We start from the raw sequence: 18,793 nt of genomic DNA on the forward strand, positions 1-18,793 counted from the left end.
CATGTTCTCCTTCGTCGCGCGACGCGTGGCCGCCGCCTTCGGCACCCTGGTCCTCTCCTCCGTGCTGGTCTTTCTCGCCGTACAGGCCCTGCCCGGCGATGTCGCCACGCAGGTCCTCGGCAAGGACGCAACGGCCGATGCCGTCGCTGCCCTGCGCGAGAAGCTGAAGCTCGACCAGCCCGCCTGGGAGCGCTACGCCGACTGGATCCAGGGCGCCCTGCACGGAGACTTCGGCACATCGCTCGTCTCCGGGAAGGCCGTCGGCGGCGAAGTCGCCCTGTACCTCGGGAACTCCGCCGTGATCGCCCTCGTGACGATCCTGTTCGCCGTCACCGGCTCGCTGCTCCTCGGCATACTTGCCGGCCTGTACCGCGACCGCTGGCCCGACCACCTGATCTCCACGGTGAGCCTGGTCGGGATGAGCGTCCCCGAGTTCGTCGTCGCCACTGTGCTGGTGCTGTGCTTCTCGGTCGCACTGCCGATGTTCCCCGCGGTCGTGCTGTACGGGCCCGAGGCGAGCGTCGGGCAGCTCCTGCCCGCCGTATGGCTCCCGGCCGCCGCCCTCGCCGTCGTCATGGCCGCGTACATCGTGCGCATGGCCCGTACCTCCGTGATCGACGTGATGGCGAGCGAGTACGTGACCACGGCCCGGCTCAAGGGCCTGTCGACCTGGCGGGTCGTCACCCGGCACACCCTGCCGAGCGCACTGCTGCCCACCCTCCACGTCATCGCCCTCAACGTCGCCTGGCTGGCGGGCGGAGTCGCCGTCGTCGAGAACGTCTTCAACTACCCGGGCATCGGCAAGCTGATGCTCTCCTCGGTGCAGAACCGGGACCTGCCCGTCATCCAGGCCATCGCGCTGATCAGCGCGGTCGTGTACGTCGTCTGCAACCTCGCCGCCGACCTCGGAGCGATGGCCCTCAACCCCAAGCTCCGCACGCGAGGGAGGACCCGATGACCACCCTGGAAAGCCCCGCGGTCCCAGCCCCGGCCCCGGCCGGACGGGTCGCCGCCGCCACGCGCGCCTGGCGCACCCTGCGCTCCTCGCGCGCCGCCGCCATCGGCCTTGTGATCGTCGCCGTCCACCTGCTGATCGCCCTGCTCGCACCCGTCCTCACCTCGTACGACCCCATCGCCAACAACGCTTCGCAGGCGCTGCTCGGGCCCAGCTGGGAGCACCTGGCGGGCACCGACCAGTACGGCCGTGATGTGCTGGCGCGCGTGCTGTACGGCGGCCGGTACGCCCTCGGCGTCTCCCTCGCCGCGACGCTGCTGACCATGGCCCTCGGCACGGTCGTCGGATGCGCGGCGGCGCTGCGCGGCGGCTGGTTCGACGACGTCCTGATGCGGGTCCTGGACGCGGTCCTGTCCGTGCCGTCGATCCTGACGCTGCTCGTCATCGTCACCGCGCTCGGTACCGGCTCCGGCGTCATCGTCTTCGCGATCGGCGTGGTCTGCGTACCCCAGGTCATACGGGTCGTACGGGGCGCGGCCCTCGCGGTCGTGCCCGCCGACTACGTGACCGCGGCCCGCGCGCGCGGCGAGGGCACCTGGTCGATCCTGCGGCGCGAGGTGCTGCCCAACATCACCGACGTGGTGTGCGTCGAGGCCGCGATGCGGGCCTCCTGGGTCGTACTGCTCATCAGCTCGCTGTCGTTCCTCGGTTTCGGCGCCGACCCGCCGACCCCCGACTGGGGCCTGATGGTCGCCGAGAACCGCACCGCAATCACCGTCGTCCCGATGGCCAGCCTCGCGCCCATCATTGCCCTGGCCACGCTGGTGGTCGGGCTCAACCTCGCGGCCGACGGCCTGTCGAAGGCCTGGGGCGTCGACCGGATCAGGGAGGGCTCCTGATGGCATCCGCATCCCCCGCATCCAGCACGTCCGGCGCGTCCACCGGTTCCACCGCATCCACCGCATCCACCGCATCCATCGTTTCCGTGGCCGGGCTGTCCGTGGCCTACCGCTCGGGCGGGCGCGAGGTGCCCGTCGTCCATGAGGTGTCGCTGGAGGTGGCACCCGGCCGGACGGTGGCCCTGGTCGGCGAGTCCGGCAGCGGAAAGTCGACGGTTGCGGCGACACTGCTCGGGCATCTCCGGCACGGATCCCGGATCACCGGCGGTTCCGTGCGCGTCGACGGCAAGGACGTCTTCGCCCTCTCCGCACAGGAGTTGCGGCGGCTGCGCGGCGGAACGGTCGCGATGATCGCCCAGAACGCGGGCCACGCTCTGACGCCGTCCATGCGGATCGGGCGGCAGATCGAGGAGGCGGGCGGCGACGTTCCCGTCGTGGACCTGCTCGAACAGGTGCGACTGCCCCGCCCCGCCGAACTCGCCCGCCGCTACCCGCACGAACTCTCCGGCGGACAGCAGCAGCGCGTCGCCATCGCCATGGCCATTGCGGCCCGCCCCAAGGTGCTCGTCCTCGACGAGCCCACGACCGGTCTGGACGTCGTCACCCAGCGCAGCGTCCTCGACCTGATCGGCGCGCTGCGCGACGAACTCGGCCTCGCTGCGGTGCTGGTCAGCCACGACCTCGGGGTCGTCGCGCACATGGCGGACGAGGTGACCGTGCTGCGGTCGGGGCGCGTCGTCGAGGCCGCCCCCACCCACCGGCTGTTCGCCGCACCCGAAGACCCGTACACCCGACGGCTGCTGGCCAGCGTGCCGCGGCTCGACGACACCGGGCTGGCGATCGTCGGGGATGCCGGGCAGCGGGAGGTGCGCCCCAAGGTGGAAGTACCCGCTGACGCACCTGTGGCCGTCTCCGCGCGCGACGTCACCATCGACTACGGGTCATCGCGTGCCGTGCACGGCGTCTCCTTCGACGTCCGGCGCGGCGAAGTGCTGGCCCTCGTCGGCGAGTCGGGAAGCGGCAAGTCCACGCTCGCCTGGACGCTCGCGGGCCTGCGCACACCTTCCGGCGGCACGATGGCCCACGACGCGGGCGATCTCGCCCGTCCCGCGCAGAAACGGCCGCTCTCCCTGCGGCGCAAGGTCCAACTCGTCTTCCAGAACGCGGACATGTCCCTCAACCCGCGGCGCGCGGTCGGCGACACGGTCCGCCGCCCGCTGCGGTTCTTCGGCACCGCGTCCTCGCGTACGGAGGCCGCCACCCGTGCTCGGCAGCTGATAGCCGACGTACGGCTCGACCCGGCGCTCGCCGACCGGCTGCCCGCGCAGCTCTCCGGCGGGCAGCGGCAGCGCATCGGCATCGCCCGGGCGCTGGCCGGCGAGCCCGATGTGCTGATCGCCGACGAGATCACCACCGCCCTGGACGTCTCCGTACAGGCTGACGTTCTGCGGCTGCTGGACGACCTTCGGCGGGAACGGCAGCTGGCCTGCCTGTTCATCAGCCACGACCTGGCCGTCGTGCGGGGCATCGCCGACCGGGTCGTCGTCCTGCGCCACGGGGTCGTCGTGGAGGAGGGTCCCACGGAGGCGGTTTTCGCGGCACCGGGGCATCCCTACACGCGACAGCTGATGGCCGCCGCCCTTGAACCCGACCCGGATGCGCCGCCGTTGGCCGAACCCGGCCCGGACTGGGCGGACGCGGCCGAGCCGGACGACATGTGGACCGACCACGGCGATGGTCACCGGGTGCGGCGATGGCGGGCCGTGGCGTAGGTCCTGCCGGGAGCTGCCCGTGCCCCCGCCCCCGAGAGCACAACTCACTCACCCGACACCGCAAAGGAGCCCCGTGAAGTACCGCGAGCAGTTCCCCCGCCAGGTCCGGCGCGACGACGTCTGGATCCCCACCCGGGACGGGAGGACGCGGCTGCACGCAAGGATCTGGCGGCCCGAGGACGCCGAGACGGACCCCGTGCCCGCACTGCTCGAATACCTGCCCTACCGCAAGAGCGACTGGACCGCGCCCCGCGACGCCCAGCGCCATCCCTGGTACGCCGGACACGGCTACGCCTCCGTCCGCCTGGACATCAGGGGTCACGGCGACAGCGAGGGCACGCCCGGCGACGAGTACGACGCGCAGGAGCTCGCCGACGGCGTCGACATCGTCAACTGGCTTGCCGCGCAGCCCTGGTGCACCGGCGCGGTAGGGATGTTCGGGATCTCATGGGGCGGGTTCAACGCCCTGCAGATCGCCGCTCTCGCGCCCGAGCCGCTGAAGGCGATCGTGACCGTCTGCTCGACGGACGACCGGTACGACAACGACGTCCACTACACGGGCGGTGCCGTCCTGGGCATCGACATGCTCGCCTGGGCGGGCACCATGCTCGCCTTCGCCTCCCGCCCGCCGGACCCGGCCAACGTCGGCCGGGACCGCTGGCTGCCCATGTGGCGCGAGCGCCTGGACGCCCTCGAGCCGTTCCTGCACACCTGGCTCGCCCACCAGGAGCGCGACGACTACTGGCGGCACGGCAGCGTCTGCGAGGACTACTCCGCGCTCGACGCGGCCGTGCTGGCCGTCGGCGGCTGGAACGACCCGTACCGCGACACCGTGCTGCGGCTGGTGGAGCACCTGCCCGAGGACAAGGTCCGCGGGCTGGTCGGTCCCTGGTCGCATCAGTACCCGGACCGCGGGCTGCCGCCGGGCCCCGCGATCGGGTTCCTGCAGGAGACCCTGCGCTGGTGGGACCAGCACCTCAAAGGCGCCGACACGGGCGTCATGCGGGAGCCGCGGCTCCGGGCGTGGATCAACGAACCGGTGCCGCCTGCCACGTCGTACGACGTCATGCCGGGCCGGTGGGTGGGCGAGGCGGTCTGGCCGTCCCCGTCCGTCACCTGGGACGAGCGGCCGCTCGGCAGCGGCGGCGACCCCGTTCTCGTACGGTCGCCGCAGCACACCGGCCTCGACTCCGGCCGTTTCTTCCCCTTCGGCAACGCGAGCGACCTGCCGCCCGACCAGCGCGAGGAGGACGGCCGGTCCGTCTGCTTCGACTCGGCGCCGCTTCAGACGCGGGTGGAGATCCTCGGACGGCCGCGCGTCCGGCTCCGCCTCGACAGCGCCACGCCGCGCGCGAACGTCATCGCCCGGCTGTGCGACGTCGCGCCCGACGGCTCCTCGACGCTGGTCACCCGCGGCGTGCTCAACCTGCTGAGCAGGCACGGGCGCGACCAGGCCGTGGAGTGGACCCCGGGGACGTACGAGGACGTGGAGGTCGAACTGACCGGCATCGGGTACGCGTTCCCGCCGGGGCACCGTATCCGCGTCGCCGTCTCCGACTCGTACTGGCCGTGGGTGTGGCCGCACGGCGAGCGCGGCCAGCTGACCGTCGTGCCTGCCGACAGCGCCCTGCTCCTGCCCGTACGTGATCCGGCGCACGACGAGGGCCGGGAGCCGATCCGGTTCGAGGAACCCGAGCAGGCCCCGCCGCTCCCGGTGACGTACGACCAGCCGGCGGATCCGCGAGCGGAGCGGCTCGTCACGCACGACGTGGCGAAGGGGGAGTGGACGCTGGAGGTCGACCCCAACTACGGGGGCTCGCGTACGTATCCCGACGGGCTGCGTTACGAGGAGAGCGCCCGCGAAACGTACCGCATCCGTACCGACGATCCGCTCTCCGCCACGGCCGTGTCCGAATGGACGATCCGGTTGCGGCGCGGGGACGCACTCTGGAACGAACTCGGTGACGATCACGGGATCGAACTCGGTGACGATCACGCGAAGGGCCACGGGAACGACTGGGACGCCGAGATCGTCACCCGTACGGAGCTGCGCGCCACGTCCGCGGACTTCATCATGGACAGTCGCGTCGAAGCACGGGCGAACGGAGAGACAGTGGCCAAGCGCGCATGGCACCGCACCACCCCGAGGACGTCCGCGTGAAGGCCGCCAGGACACCTCGCCGTGCCGTCGCCGCCGCCGACCGCACCCGGCAGCCCACCGAGGTGCGCCGCCGCCTCATCGTCGAGGCGGCCGTGCCGCTGATCGCCGAACGCGGCTACGCCTCGGTCGGAGTGCGCGACGTCGCCGCCGCGGCCGGCGTTTCGGTCGGCACGGTCACGTACCACTTCGGCAGCGTCCAGGAGATCCTCTCCGAGGCGATGGTGCTGCACATCGAGCGGTACTACGCGGCGCTCAGCGAGGCCGCCGAGCACGCGACCAGCGCCGCCGAGGCGCTGCGACTGCTCATCGACGCGCTGTTCACGGAGGACACCGACCGGCACTGGCGTATGTGGTTCGACTACTGGAGCGCGGGCGATCAGGAGACGGACCTGGCCTTCGCCCGCGGCCAGGCCGAGCGGTACGAGGCCTGGCACGGCCAGATCCGGGCACTGGTCGAGCGCGGTGTCGCCGACGGGGATTTCGTCTGCGAGGACCCGGACGGTTTCACGGTCCGCTTCGCCGCGCTCGCAGACGGTCTGGCGCTGCAGCGGCTGCGGCAGGCGCCGCCGCTGAGCACGGAGGACGCCCGTCTCCATCTGAACCGGCTGGTCGCGGCCGAGCTCGGCGCCGGCCGCTGAGGTTGCCGTCGTTGGCTGCTGGTCGCTGCGGAGGGCGTGCCCGTGCGCGCCCTCCCAGACCTCGGACCTCGGACCTTGGACCTCGGACCTCGGACCTCGCTGAGGCGTCCGTCCATCCCAACGGCGAAGGATGCGCGGTCACAGGGGTCCAGATCTGTCCGATTTCCGGCCTCGGGTGCCGGTTCAGCGGACATTCCTCGGTGATTTGGTGTGCGATGTCCGATAACCGACCATGGAGTGCATCCCCCCAGCGGTTCTCGCAGCAGGCGTGCGCCCGTACGCCGGGCCGTCGCTGCGCAGGCCGGGGGAGCCGACGCCGGACCCGCGGGGCCGGGCGACGGTGACCAGCACGACGAAAGGCGCACCACCCCCCATGCACGACACCGGAACCGTCTCCTCGTCGGCTCCGGCCCCGGCCGGGCCCATCGCGGCCCCGGCCCAAGGCCCCGCCTCCCAGACGGGGCACCGCCCGTCCCCCGAAGGGGAAGGAGGCAGCCGGCACGCCCGGCGCTTCGGGCTTCCCGTCGCCACCGCGCTGGTCATGGGCAACATCATCGGCGGCGGCATCTTCCTGCTCCCCGCATCCGTCGCCCCGTACGGAACGATCAGCCTCGTCGCCTTCGGCGTGCTCACCGTCGGGGCCATCGCGCTCGCGCTCGTCTTCGGGCGGCTGGCGCAGCGCGACCCGCGCACCGGCGGGCCGTACGTCTACGTGCGCGAGGCCTTCGGCGACTTCGCGGGGTTCCTGGCCGCGTGGTCGTACTGGATCACCTCCTGGGTGAGCAACGCGGCGCTGGCCGTCACCGCCGTGGGCTACCTGGACGTGCTGCTGCCCCTGCACGGCTCCCCGTGGCTGATGATGACCGCCGCACTCGTCCTGCAGTGGCTGCCGGCCCTCGCCAACCTCGCCGGGACCCGATACGTCGGCGCGGTGCAGCTCGTCTCCACCGTGCTGAAGTTCGTGCCTCTGCTGCTGGTCGCGATCGGCGGGCTGTTCTTCTTCGACCCGGACAACCTCGGTCCGTTCCAGGCAGGCGAAGGCGGCGCCCTCGGCGCGGTCTCCGCGTCCGCCGCGATCCTGCTCTTCAGCTACCTCGGCGTCGAGTCGGCGGCGGTCAGCGCCGGCGAGGTGCGCGACCCGCGGCGCAACGTCGGGCGGGCGACCGTCCTCGGCACGCTCGGCGCGGCGCTGGTCTACCTGCTGGGCACCCTCTCCGTCTTCGGCACCGTCGCCCACGACAAGCTGGTCACCTCCAGCGCCCCCTTCAGCGACGCCGTGAACGCCATGTTCGGCGGCACGTGGGGCGGCGCGGCGGTCGCCTGCGCGGCGCTGGTGTCGATCGTGGGCGCGCTCAACGGCTGGACGCTGCTCAGCGCCCAGACCGCGTACGCCGCCTCCCGCGACGGGCTGTTCCCGGCACGCTTCGCCGAGAAGCGACGGGGCGTGCCGACCTTCGGCGTGATCGTCACGGTCGTCCTCGCCTCGCTGCTGACCGTTTACAACTACATGGCCGGGACGGCCCGGGTGTTCGAGATCCTGGTGCTGATCACGACCTTCACCGCGACCGTCCCGTACCTTCTCGCGACCGCGGCACAGCTGTACTTCCTCTTCTCGGGGCAGCGCGACCGGGTCCGCCCGGCCCGTCTCGCCCGGGACGCCGTGCTCGCGCTGGCGGCGTTCGGCTTCTCCATGTGGCTTCTGGCGGGCTCCGGTTACTCCGCCGTCTACCAAGGCGTGCTGTTCCTCTTCGCGGGTGTCCTGGTCTACGCGTTGATGTCGGCGCGCGCGGCGCGATCCTGACGTCTCGGCCCGGGGTCGAGGTCTGACACCTCGGCCCCGGCGCACCGTCCCGCTCCGGCGCACCCTCGGCGCAACCCCGTCGCCCACCCGTCAAAGTGCCGCAACACAACGGGTCTAGACTCTCCCCGCAACGGCCCGCGTGACCGTTTCCGCAAGCGGGTAGCTTCTGCCAGACCCGAGGGGTATTCGGCGTTTTGATACGGATAGATGAAGTCACCAAGCGGTACCCGGACGGCACGGTGGCCGTCGACCGGCTCTCGCTGGAGATACCGGATCGCTCGATCACCGTCCTCGTCGGGCCGTCCGGATGCGGCAAGACGACGACCCTGCGCATGATCAACAGGATGGTCGAGCCGAGCGAGGGCACGATCCTCCTCGACGGCGTCGACATCCAGAAGCAGCCGGTCAACACCCTGCGCCGGTCCATGGGTTACGTCATCCAGAACGCCGGGCTCTTCCAGCACCGCACGATCATCGACAACATCGCCACCGTGCCCCGCATGCTCGGCTGGGGCAAGGAGAAGGCACGGGAGCGCGCTCGGGAGCTGATGGAGCGCGTGGGGCTCGACGCATCGCTCGCCAAGCGGTACCCGTACCAGCTGTCGGGCGGCCAGCAGCAGCGCGTGGGCGTGGCGCGGGCGCTCGCCGCGGATCCGCCGGTGCTGCTGATGGACGAGCCGTTCTCCGCCGTGGACCCGGTGGTGCGCAAGGGGCTGCAGGACGAACTTCTCCGCATCCAGGAGGAGTTGGGCAAGACCATCGTCTTCGTCACGCATGACATCGACGAGGCCATCAAGCTGGGCACGATGGTTGCCGTGATGCGCACCGGCGGCAAGCTCGCCCAGTTCGCGCCGCCTGACGAGCTGCTGTCCGCACCGGCGGACGCCTTCGTCGAGGACTTCCTCGGCACCGACCGCGGCATCCGCCGGCTGTCCTTCTTCGCCTCCGCCGGGCTCGAGCTGAAGACGGCTCCCGTCGTCGCCGTCGACGCCACCGCCGAGCAGATCGCCGCCGTCAGTACCCCGGACGTGCCCTACCTCCTCGTCACCGACCCGGAAGGAAAGCCGCTCGGCTGGAGCGAGCCGGACGACCTGACCCCAGGAGACGTGGTGACCGAGCGGCTCCTGCCCTACGGGCGGCCCTTCGAGCACGGCGAGGAGTCGCTGCGGGCCGCGCTCGACGGCGCCGTGCTCTCGCCCACCGGCTGGGCCGTCGCCGTGGACGGCACCGGACGGGTCGTCGGCGTCGTCTCGCAGCAGACCATCGGCGAGGCGATCCGCAGCGCCCACGCCGAGGGACACCGCGCGGGACATCAGACCGGACACCACACGGGACGCCGAACGGACGAGAAGGTCGCCGGGTGAACGGGTTCTTCGACATCCCGAGCGACCTCCAGCACAGCTATCTCGGACTCATCGGACTGCACCTGCGGGAGGCCCTGCTGCCGGTGCTGGCCGGACTGCTGCTCGCGCTGCCGCTCGCCCAGCTGTGCGTGCGGTTCCGCTGGCTGTATCCGCCGGTGCTCGGCGTCACGACCGTGCTGTACGCCATCCCGTCGCTGGCCTTCTTCGTCGTCCTGATTGACTACACCGGCCAGACCGAGCTCACCGTGATGATCCCGCTCGCCGTGTACAGCCTGGTCGTACTCGTCCCCGCGATCGTCGACGGCGTCCGCTCCGTTCCGCAGGAGACGCTGGCCGCGGCCACCGCCATGGGCTTCGGGCCCGTACGGCGGTACGTCCAGGTGCAGTTGCCGATCGCCGTGCCCGCCATCATCGCCGGCCTGCGGGTCGCCACCGTCTCGAGCATCTCCCTCGTGAGCGTCGGAACCCTCATCGGCAACCAGGGGGCCCTCGGCAACCTGCTCGCGGACGCGATGTTCTACCACCGGCCCGTGCTCGCGGTGAACTCCGTGGTCACGACGGCCTTCCTCGCCATCGTCATGGACGCCCTGCTGGTCCTCGTACGCGTCCTGCTGACCCCGTGGATGCCGCGCGGCACCCGTAAGCGACCGAAGGCGGCCGGAGCGCCCGAACCGGCCGCGCCCGCCCTGGAGGACGCCGTCCGGTGAACGTACTGAGCTTCGTCAACGCCTTCTTCAGCGACAGCGCCCACTGGCACGGCTACGACGGCATCCCGCACCGGGTCCTCGAACACATCGGGTACTCGCTGATGGCGCTCGGCATCGCCGCCGCCATCGGACTGCCGGTGGGCCTGCTGACCGGCCACACCGGGCGCGGCGGCAACACGCTGGCCTTCATCGCCACCGCCGCCCGCGCGCTGCCCAGCTTCGGCCTGCTCGTGCTGATGTTCGTACTGCTCGGGCTCGGGCTGCTGCCCGTGATGATCCCGCTCGTCGTCCTCGCGATCCCGCCGATCCTGGTGACCACGTACGAGGCCGTGCGCTCCGTCGACCCGTCCCCGGTGGACGCCGCGCGGGGCATGGGCATGCAGGAGTCCCGGATCCTGCTCCAGGTCGAACTGCCCGTCGCGCTGCCGCTGATCCTGAGCGGCCTGCGCTCGGCGGCCATCCAGATCGTCTCGACGGCCACGATCGCCGCCTACGTCAGCCTCGGCGGCCTCGGCCGCTACATCGTCGACGGCCTCTACCAGCGCGACTACGAGAAGGTGGTGGGCGGCGCCACCCTGGTCGCCGTGCTGGCGCTGGCGACGCTGGCGGTGTTCTGGGCGGTCACGCGGCTCGCGGTGTCGCCAGGGGTGCGCAGGAGCGCCTAGCGGCGGTGTACAAAGGGCCCCGGGCCCGGGGCGGATCCTCCATCGTCCCGGGCCCGTCGGGCACCGCGTGCGGCGTACGAAGAATTCACATGGCTGTATCCAAACTGCCCAGTCCACTCTTGACTGACTGAGAGGCGGCTGGATTGGATCAGTGAAGTGGCGGTGCGAGTACGCCGCCCCGACCCTTCCATTGCCATCCCCCCACCAACCTCCGGAATCGGAACGGGAATTGTGACTCATACCGCGAAGAGCAGCAGGTCCAGCACGAGACATCCTGGCGCGGCCGCCGTCGCGCTCACGGCCGCGGCGGCGCTCCTCGCCGGGTGTTCGTCGTCCTCCGACAACAAGTCCGACAACCCGCTTTCGGAAGACAAGGCGAACGGCAGCACCGTCGTCGTCGGCTCGAACAACTTCGCCGAGAGCATCCTGCTCGCCGACATTTATGGCGAGGCCCTGAAAGCCAAGGGCATCAAGGTCACCTACAAGCACAACATCGGCAGCCGCGAGACGACCTACGGTCTGATCAAGAACGGCTCCATCAGCGTCATGCCCGAGTACAACGGCGCGCTGCTGGCCTACCTCGACCCCAAGGCCACCCCGAAGACGGTCGCCGAGACGACGGCCGCCATCAACGCCGAACTCGACTCCAAGCTGACGCTGCTGGAGCCGTCGACCGCGCAGGACAAGGACTCCGTCACGGTCAACGCGGAGACCGCCAAGAAGTACAACCTCACCGAGAAGTCCAGCATCGCCGACCTCAAGGACATAGCGAAGGACCTGGTCTTCGGCGGCGGCCCGGAGTTCCAGACCCGGCATCAGGGCATGGTGGGCCTGAAGTCCGTGTACGGCCTGGAGTTCAAGTCCTTCAAGGCCCTGGACGCGGGCGGCCCGCTGACCCAGGCGGCGCTGAAGAAGAACACCGTGCAGGCCGCGGACATCTTCACCACGGACCCGACCATCACCAAGGAGAAGTTCGTGGTCCTCCAGGACCCGAAGAACCTCTTCGGGTTCCAGAACGTGCAACCGCTGGTCTACAAGTCGGGGCTGTCCCAGGAGGGCGTCGACGCCCTCAACGCGGTCTCGGCCAAGCTCGACACGGAGGCACTCCTCGATCTGGACGCCCAGGTTCAGCTCGAGAAGAAGGACCCGCTGGACGTAGCCAAGGCCTGGCTGAAGTCCGCCGGCCTCGACTGACGCCGGCGCCCTTCGACCGACCGCTGACGGAGCGACGCGGGTGCCTCGGAATCAATCCCCCACTGCCTCAGGGGCGTGGCGGTATCCTCCAGGGCACCCGCCGCGTCGTGTTGGACGAGTGGTGAAGCGGTCGCCCGCTTCAGGGTGAACGGCTACGGCCGCAGCACGTCCCGGAACGTGTACGTCCCGTTCGGCTCCATCCGCACCAGAGCCATCGGCTTGCCGTCCGGGTTGCCGTCCGAGCCGAAGGAGATGGGGCCGCTCAGCCCGGACACGGCTTCGGAACCGCCGAGTTGCATCAGCATCTGCAGGGTGGCTCCCGGGTTCACCTGGCCCTTGCCGTCGGGCCCCGCCGCGTTGCGCACGGCGACGCCGACCGTCCACACCGCGTCGTGGCCGAGGACGGTCTGCCCGTCCTGGAGGACCCGCTGGTCGTCGTCCGACGCACCGCCGAACTCCGCGTGGTACAGCTTCAGGAAGTCCGGAAGCGGATTGTTGGCCTTGGCGTACAGCTCCGCGGCGAGGCTGGGATGGCCGAGTGCCGTGTACAGGACGGTGACCCGGCTGTCCTGCCACTCCGTACGGAACTTCGCCCGCCGCGACTCGCTCTCCGATGAGCCGTAGTACACGCCGACCGCGTCGTCCCCGGTCAGCAAGGTGACCTCGCAGCGGCGGTCCGGCGCCGACATCGAGTTGATGAAATTGCGGAGGTTGATGCCGCGGCCCGCGAAGAACACGGCATCGGGCTTGAGAGCGCACACCTTGTCGGTGACGGACGAGAACGCGTTCGAGACGCCGTCGACCCCGGAGAGGAACTCCAGCGGGGCGCCTTCGAGCCGCAGCCCGCGGTCCGTCGCGGCGGACTCGAAGGACGCCGAGAGGGACGTGTTGTAGATGTCGTCCGTGTTGCGGTCGCGGATCACCGCGACCTTGTAGCCGGGGTCCTTCTTCTGCTGCTCCTTCAGGTAGTTGACAGCGCCGCTCGCCTGGTCCCGGTTGGGTGCCGAGACGCGGAAGAAGCCCGGCCTGGAGGCGTCGCTGAGGCTGTCCGCGGTCACTGTCGCGCCCATCATGGGGATGCCGGCGGCGCGCAGCGCGTCGACCGCGTACTGGGTGCCGCCGCGGCTCTGGCCGAAACCAGCGACGGCCACCAGGTGGTTGTCGTCCTTCGACTTGGCGATCAGGTCGTCGGTGAGAGGCTTCCACTGTTCGGAGCGCAAACCGAGATTGCCGACGAGGAGCCGGATCTGCGGAAGGTCGCCGCGGCCCGCACCCAACTCGGGGTCGTTTAGCTCCAGTTGAGCGAGATACGCGCCGATCAGCTCGCCGCGCAGCCCGTACTTCGCCTCCTCCTCGCCCTTCACGGTGGTCAGCGGCTCGACGTAGGCGATCGACACGTACGGCTTGCCGGACTCCTCGACCCGGCGGTTCTCCGCCTCGATCTTGTCCATGACGTCCGCGAGCGAGTCGTCGAAGGCGAACGAGCCGTCGCTGACGCCGATGCACTCCTGGCGCGGCCCCTGCTTGAGGATGCCCGGCGCACACTCCTGCCGGTCCTGCTGATAGGCGTCGTACGCCGCCCAGGCGCCCCACACCGCGCCGGCCAGCACAACAGCGCCGGCGGCGATCCACGGGGCCGTGCGGCGCGGCGGGCGCGGCGGGACGAACGTGCGGTCGTCGGTCATCGTCACCACCAGGGCTTCCTTTCGTACCGCTGGGCCATGCGCAGCAGCACATGACGGTCGTGCTCGTTGCCGATGGGCCGCCGCAGGGTGAGGAACTCCTCGGCGATGTCCGGGTACAGCTCGGCGTACGGATCGCCGAGCGGATCCGCGTACGGTTGCGGGCCCGTACCGTCGTGCCTGGGGTGCGCGGTGATCCAGCCCGCCGTGAGGAGGCGGGTGATGGCGCGCCGTGCGGCATCGCCCTCGGCGACCCCGACGAGGCGTTCGTAGCGCTCGCGGGCCGGTTCGGGCAGGGCGCCGCCCCAGCGCGCGGGGGCCCGCTGGATCCAGGCCAGGTCGGCGCACCACTCGTCGGCGCCGCACTCGTCGAAACGCTCCCGCAGGTAGTCCGCCGCGGCGCGCAGGTCGCCCAGGGCCAGATCGTGGTAGGCGACGGCGCGCAGGTCGCCGCGGGCGCGGGCGGCCGCGCGCAGCGCACGGTGCGCGCCCGTCCAGGTGTCCGGCTGGACGGCGTCGCCCTGCACGGCGTCGAGGCGGCGCAGGAGCAGGAAACGGGTGAGGCGGTGCAGCGCCGGCAGCCCTTCGTCCGGATCGGGCACGGTGCGCAGGTCGTCGGCGCTGAGGCTGACGAACTCGCGCAGCACCGGCTCCTGCCCCTCCCAGAGGCCTTCGCAGGTCTCGGCGCGGCCCAGCGTGGCGCAGGCGGCGGTGCGCGGCAGGACCCGGGTCAGCTGCGCCGAGCAGTCGCGCAGCAGCAGGTCGAGCAGGGCGGGCCCTGCGGACAGTACCGGCTGCGGCTGGACACTGCCGTCGAGCGGCGCGAGGCACTGGCGTACCCGCTCGTCCCAGGGCATGTCGGCGGGCATGCGGCGCAGGGTGTCGAGGACGGCGGCGGTACCGCGAGGGTGCCCCCGCGTGAGCTCGTACACGATCCAGCCGAGCCAGCGCACCGCGTTGTCGGCGTGGGGCAGCACGGAGCCGGGCGGCAGTGCGTCGAGCGTGGTGGCGGCCTGGGCCTCGACCTCGCGCCGCTCCAGGTCGCGCAACCGCCCGGCGGTCAGCAGGCCCGCCGCCAGGGGCTGGAACTCGCCGTCCTGCGACCAGCTGTCGCGGTAGTCGAGGCGGCGGCCGCCGCCGGTCTCGGCGCGTACCAGGGCCTCGGGCCGGCGGCGGGCCGTGGCGACCACGAGCAGCGGGTCGGGGCGGCCGGAACGCGTACGGGCGTCGAGCAGCAGGTTGAGGAAGGACTCCCCGACGGGCGAGTCGGCGTTGTCGAGCAGGGCCAGGCAGTGCGTGGTGCGCAGCCGGTCGGCGCGCCTCGTCGCGTAGGCACCGCGCAGGTCGGCGAGGAAGGCGTCGAGCAGGACCCGCTCCGCCTCGGCGCGCTGGGCCGGATAGCCGTGGTAGAGACGGTTGACGCCGACCAGGAAGTCGGTCGTCGAGCCCCGGCCGGGGCCGCCCGCTGAGGTCTCCGAGAAGCGGCGGCGCAGCCGCATCCACAGGCCCAGCCGCATGCCGCCCTGGACCAGCGGCAGCACGGCGGAGGTCCACCCGGGCAGCCCGGCGAGCTGGGCGATGCCGTCGGCGATGCCCTGCAGTTCCTCGTACGAGTGCTCACGCGCGCGGCCCTGCCGCAGCGCTTCCGCCATGTCGCGTACGGCTTGCTCCCGGCTGCGTACGTCGACCGCGGTGCCCACCGCGGCGAGCAGCGATCCCAGTGCGGGGAAGCCCAGTTGCGGCAACCCGTCGCGGTGTGCGCTGAGCTGGAAGGCCAGCTCGGTCAGTACGTCGATCCGGGTGCCGCCACGCTCGCCGATGGGCTCCAGATCGAGCGCCGCCAACGGGATGCGCTGGGCCCACTCGCGCAGTTGCGCCGTGAGCGCCGATTTGCCGCTGCCGCGCGAGCCGAGCAGCACGAGCGCGGGCAGCGGTCGCAAGGGCCCCTGCGGTCTGTGCAGGTGCTCGGCGAGATGCCGGCGTATCGCGGCATCCCGCTCGGTTCTGCCGGCTCTGTCGTCAGCCACCCCACTCCCCTCGACCGGCCTCGCCTCACGCTCCGGGAAGGTATCAATTCCCGGTACTCGTAAAGATATTCGGCAAGTTTCGATCTCCCTGCGGACCCTCTTCGAGCCCCTTACGGATCCCTTCGAGCCCCGCAGGGAACTCGTGGACACGCGGAGCCGGACCGGTCGACATCAGGACTGCTCTCACACCCGATCGGCCAGGACCTTGCCCGGGTTCAGGATGCCGTGCGGGTCCAGGGCCCGCTTGATGCTGTGGTGGACCCGTAGACCGGCCGGCCCGAGTTCCTTGGTGAGCCAGTCGCGTTTGAGTACGCCGACGCCGTGCTCGCCGGTGATCGTGCCGCCCAGTGCCAGGCCCAGGTCCATCACCGCGCCGAAGGCCCGTTGCGCCCGTTCCACCTCGTCCGTCCTGGCCGGGTCGAAGATCACATGAGGGTGCAGGTTCCCGTCCCCGGCGTGCGCGACGCAGGTGATGAGCACACGGTGACGGCGCGCGATGTCCGCCACACCGTCGACGAGGTCCGCCAGCACGCGGCGCGGCACGCACACGTCCTCGGCCAGGTAGGCACCGAGGCTCTGGGTCGCGATCCCGACCAGGCGACGGGCCTCCAGCAGCATCTCGGCCTCCGCGGGGTCGTCGGCCACCACAGCGTCGCCCCTGTGCGTCTGCGCGACATGAGCGAACCGCTTCAGGTCCTCGGCCGCCTGATCACCCCGGTCCGACTGGGCGATGAGCACCGCGCCCGCCTCCGGCGGAAAGCCCAGGTCGCGGTAGGCCGAGACCACGTCCATCGTCGGACGGTCCATCAGTTCCAGCAGGCTGGGCCGCGTGCCGTCCGCCATGTAGTCGGCGACGGCGGCACACGCTTCAGCGGGTGTCGGGAAGAATGCGACGGCGGTCAGCGGGGTCTGCGCGGCAGGGCGCAGCGCCAGGACGACTTCGGTGATGACGCCCAGCGTGCCCTCGGAGCCCACGAACAGGTGTGTGAGGTCGTAGCCGGCCACGCCCTTGGCGGTGCGGCGCCCGGTCCGCAGTACGGTGCCGTCGGCGAGGACGACGGTCAGGCCGCGCACGAAGTCCCCGGTGACCCCGTACTTCACGCAGCACAGGCCCCCGGCGTTCGTCGCGGCGTTGCCGCCGAGCGTCGACATCTCCCACGACGACGGGTCCGGCGGGTAGAACAGGCCGTGCTCGGCGACGGCCCGCGAGAACACGGCGTTGACCACTCCGGCCTCGACCACGGCGACCTGGTCGGTGGTGTCGATCTCCAGGATGCGGTCCATGCGCTCCACCGACAGCAGGATGCAGCCGTCGACCGCGTTGGCGCCCCCGGCGAGCCCCGTCCTCGCACCCTGCGGGACCACGGGGATGCGGTGCTCGTCCGCCGTGCGCAGAACGAGGGACACCTCCTCCGTGCTGTGCGCGCGCACGAGCGCGGCGGGGGAGCCGCTGGGGCAGAACGGGGCGTGGTCGGTGCGGTGCGCGTCGAGTACGTCGGATTCGGTGACCAGCGCGTGCGGCGGAAGCTGCGCGGCGAGGGCGGCCAGCGCCGCGGCCGTGCCGGTGCCGTACGTGTGGCTCGGGGCGTGCACGGAGGACCTCCTGCGAAGAACGGGACATGGTGGGGGGATCGGGACGTACGGTGGACCGGGCGCAGGGCCGGGCGCAGGCCCGCCGCGGGCGGGCGCGACGCGGACGGGCCCGACGCGGCCGGCCCTACAGCACGCCCCGCCCCGCCAGGTTGCGCATCAGCGCGCGCAGACCGAACTCCCACGGTGCGGCCTGCTCGCTGGAGGTGACGGTGTTGACCAGTGCACCCAGCCGCGGGCTGGAGATCCGCACGACGTCGCCGTGCTCGTGCGTGAAGCCCGCCCCCGGTGCGTGCCGGTCCTCGGTGGGCGCGAACAGCGTCCCGGTGAACAGCACGAAGCCGTCGGGGTGCTGGTGATGCGCCCCGTGCACGGCGGCGACGAGGTCCAGCACGTCGCGGCTGATCTCACGCATCGAGCTGCTGCCGTGCAGGACGTAACCGTCCCGGCCGTCGATCCGCAGGTCGATGTCCAGCCCGCGCACGGCGTCCAGATCGAAGCCGCGGTCGAGCAGGCGGACGAACGGGCCGATCGCGCATGAGGCGTTGTTGTCCTTGGCGCGGGACAGCAGCAGCGCGCTGCGTCCCTCGACGTCCCGGAGATTGACGTCGTTGCCGAGGGTTGCGCCGCGTACCCGGCCGCGTGAGTCCACGACGAGTACGGCCTCCGGCTCCGGGTTGTTCCACACGGAGGCGGCGAGCACGCCGATCTCGGCTCCCGTGCCGACCGCGGACAGCACCGGAGCCTTCGTGAACACCTCCGCGTCCGGGCCGATCCCGACCTCCAGGTACTGGGACCACAGCCCTTCGGAGACCAGCAGTTCCTTGGCCTTCTCGGCCTCCGGCGACCCGGGGCGGATGTGGTCGACGGCGCCGCCCACGAGCTCGCCGATGCGCATCCGCACCCGGGCGGCCTGGGCCGGATCGCCGCCCGTGCGCTCTTCGACGACCCGCTCCAGCAGGCTCCGGGCGAAGGTGACGCCCGCGGCCTTGATCACCTGCAGGTCGATGGGCGCGAGCAGGTGCGGGCGGTCCCGGCGGCCCGCGGCGGTAGCGTCAAGGAGCTCGGCCAGACGCCACGTGCGTCCGCCGGGCGCCTCCCGCACGATCGTCTCCGCGTCGTCGCGTTCCAGCAGGTCGGAGACGGTGGGTGCGACGGCGGTCAGGTCGACGACGTGCTCGCCGCGCACCGCGGCCACACACGGTCCGCCCCACTCCGGCTCGTGCACGCGCGCGATGAGGGTGGCCTGGCCTGCGTCTTCCGGCAGGACGGATTCGGGTGTCAGGGCCGGGCGGGGGCGGGCTACTGCCGATTCCACGGTGCTTCTCCAGGAGTCGA

General features: G+C 71.4%; 14 protein-coding genes. 10 read left to right on the plus strand and 4 right to left on the minus strand.

The features are described from left to right. Window position 1 precedes the first annotated feature (1 nt). The 10 genes from STSP_RS14505 (at window position 2) to STSP_RS14550 (ending at window position 12,156) form a co-directional block, all read left to right on the plus strand. A complete protein-coding gene (locus STSP_RS14505) occupies window positions 2-958 on the plus strand; it encodes an ABC transporter permease (protein WP_067277142.1) in 957 nt (318 codons plus the stop codon). Beyond that, on the plus strand, window positions 955-1,854 hold the full coding sequence (locus STSP_RS14510; protein WP_067277144.1) for an ABC transporter permease: 900 nt from the start codon (window positions 955-957) through the stop codon (window positions 1,852-1,854). The genes STSP_RS14505 and STSP_RS14510 overlap by 4 nt, the downstream gene beginning before the upstream one ends. Further along, complete coding sequence (locus tag STSP_RS14515) at window positions 1,854-3,626, plus strand: dipeptide ABC transporter ATP-binding protein (RefSeq protein ID WP_078067167.1); 1,773 nt, start codon at window positions 1,854-1,856, stop codon at window positions 3,624-3,626. Before STSP_RS14510 ends, STSP_RS14515 begins: the two co-directional genes overlap by 1 nt. A gap of 73 nt (window positions 3,627-3,699) precedes the next feature. Then, on the plus strand, window positions 3,700-5,787 hold the full coding sequence (locus STSP_RS14520) for a CocE/NonD family hydrolase (protein ID WP_067277147.1): 2,088 nt from the start codon (window positions 3,700-3,702) through the stop codon (window positions 5,785-5,787). Then, entirely contained in the window at window positions 5,754-6,425 is a 672-nt protein-coding gene (locus STSP_RS14525) for a TetR/AcrR family transcriptional regulator (RefSeq protein WP_067277150.1), read from the plus strand. Before STSP_RS14520 ends, STSP_RS14525 begins: the two co-directional genes overlap by 34 nt. 373 nt (window positions 6,426-6,798) lie before the next feature. Further along, complete coding sequence (locus tag STSP_RS14530; RefSeq protein WP_067277153.1) at window positions 6,799-8,226, plus strand: amino acid permease; 1,428 nt, start codon at window positions 6,799-6,801, stop codon at window positions 8,224-8,226. A 194-nt stretch (window positions 8,227-8,420) separates the two neighbouring features. Further along, a complete protein-coding gene (locus tag STSP_RS14535) occupies window positions 8,421-9,590 on the plus strand; it encodes an ABC transporter ATP-binding protein (protein WP_067277155.1) in 1,170 nt (389 codons plus the stop codon). Further along, a complete protein-coding gene (locus STSP_RS14540) occupies window positions 9,587-10,297 on the plus strand; it encodes an ABC transporter permease (RefSeq protein ID WP_067277158.1) in 711 nt (236 codons plus the stop codon). Before STSP_RS14535 ends, STSP_RS14540 begins: the two co-directional genes overlap by 4 nt. Next, window positions 10,294-10,962 (plus strand): ABC transporter permease, encoded by a 669-nt coding sequence (locus STSP_RS14545; protein WP_067277161.1) that lies wholly within the window; start codon window positions 10,294-10,296, stop codon window positions 10,960-10,962. The genes STSP_RS14540 and STSP_RS14545 overlap by 4 nt, the downstream gene beginning before the upstream one ends. Window positions 10,963-11,193: 231 nt before the next feature. Continuing rightward, a complete protein-coding gene (locus tag STSP_RS14550; protein WP_067277164.1) occupies window positions 11,194-12,156 on the plus strand; it encodes an ABC transporter substrate-binding protein in 963 nt (320 codons plus the stop codon). A gap of 152 nt (window positions 12,157-12,308) precedes the next feature. Here the strand turns inward: STSP_RS14550 and STSP_RS14555 are convergent, their stop codons facing one another. The 4 genes from STSP_RS14555 to STSP_RS14570 form a co-directional block, all read right to left on the minus strand. Next, window positions 12,309-13,850 carry a type 1 periplasmic-binding domain-containing protein gene (locus STSP_RS14555; protein WP_078067168.1) on the minus strand — a complete coding sequence of 514 codons (1,542 nt, stop codon included), beginning with the start codon at window positions 13,848-13,850 and terminating at the stop codon, window positions 12,309-12,311. After that, window positions 13,844-15,865: a hypothetical protein gene (locus tag STSP_RS14560; RefSeq protein ID WP_078067169.1), complete on the minus strand. Its 2,022-nt coding sequence runs from the start codon at window positions 15,863-15,865 to the stop codon at window positions 13,844-13,846. Before STSP_RS14560 ends, STSP_RS14555 begins: the two co-directional genes overlap by 7 nt. Before the next feature lie 183 nt (window positions 15,866-16,048). After that, window positions 16,049-17,458: an FAD-binding oxidoreductase gene (locus tag STSP_RS14565; protein ID WP_232789634.1), complete on the minus strand. Its 1,410-nt coding sequence runs from the start codon at window positions 17,456-17,458 to the stop codon at window positions 16,049-16,051. A 124-nt stretch (window positions 17,459-17,582) separates the two neighbouring features. Beyond that, a complete protein-coding gene (locus STSP_RS14570; protein ID WP_067277166.1) occupies window positions 17,583-18,773 on the minus strand; it encodes a fumarylacetoacetate hydrolase family protein in 1,191 nt (396 codons plus the stop codon). Window positions 18,774-18,793 lie beyond the last annotated feature (20 nt).

It is taken from the genome of Streptomyces jeddahensis, assembly GCF_001642995.1.
In the GTDB taxonomy this organism is placed as follows: domain Bacteria; phylum Actinomycetota; class Actinomycetes; order Streptomycetales; family Streptomycetaceae; genus Streptomyces; species Streptomyces jeddahensis.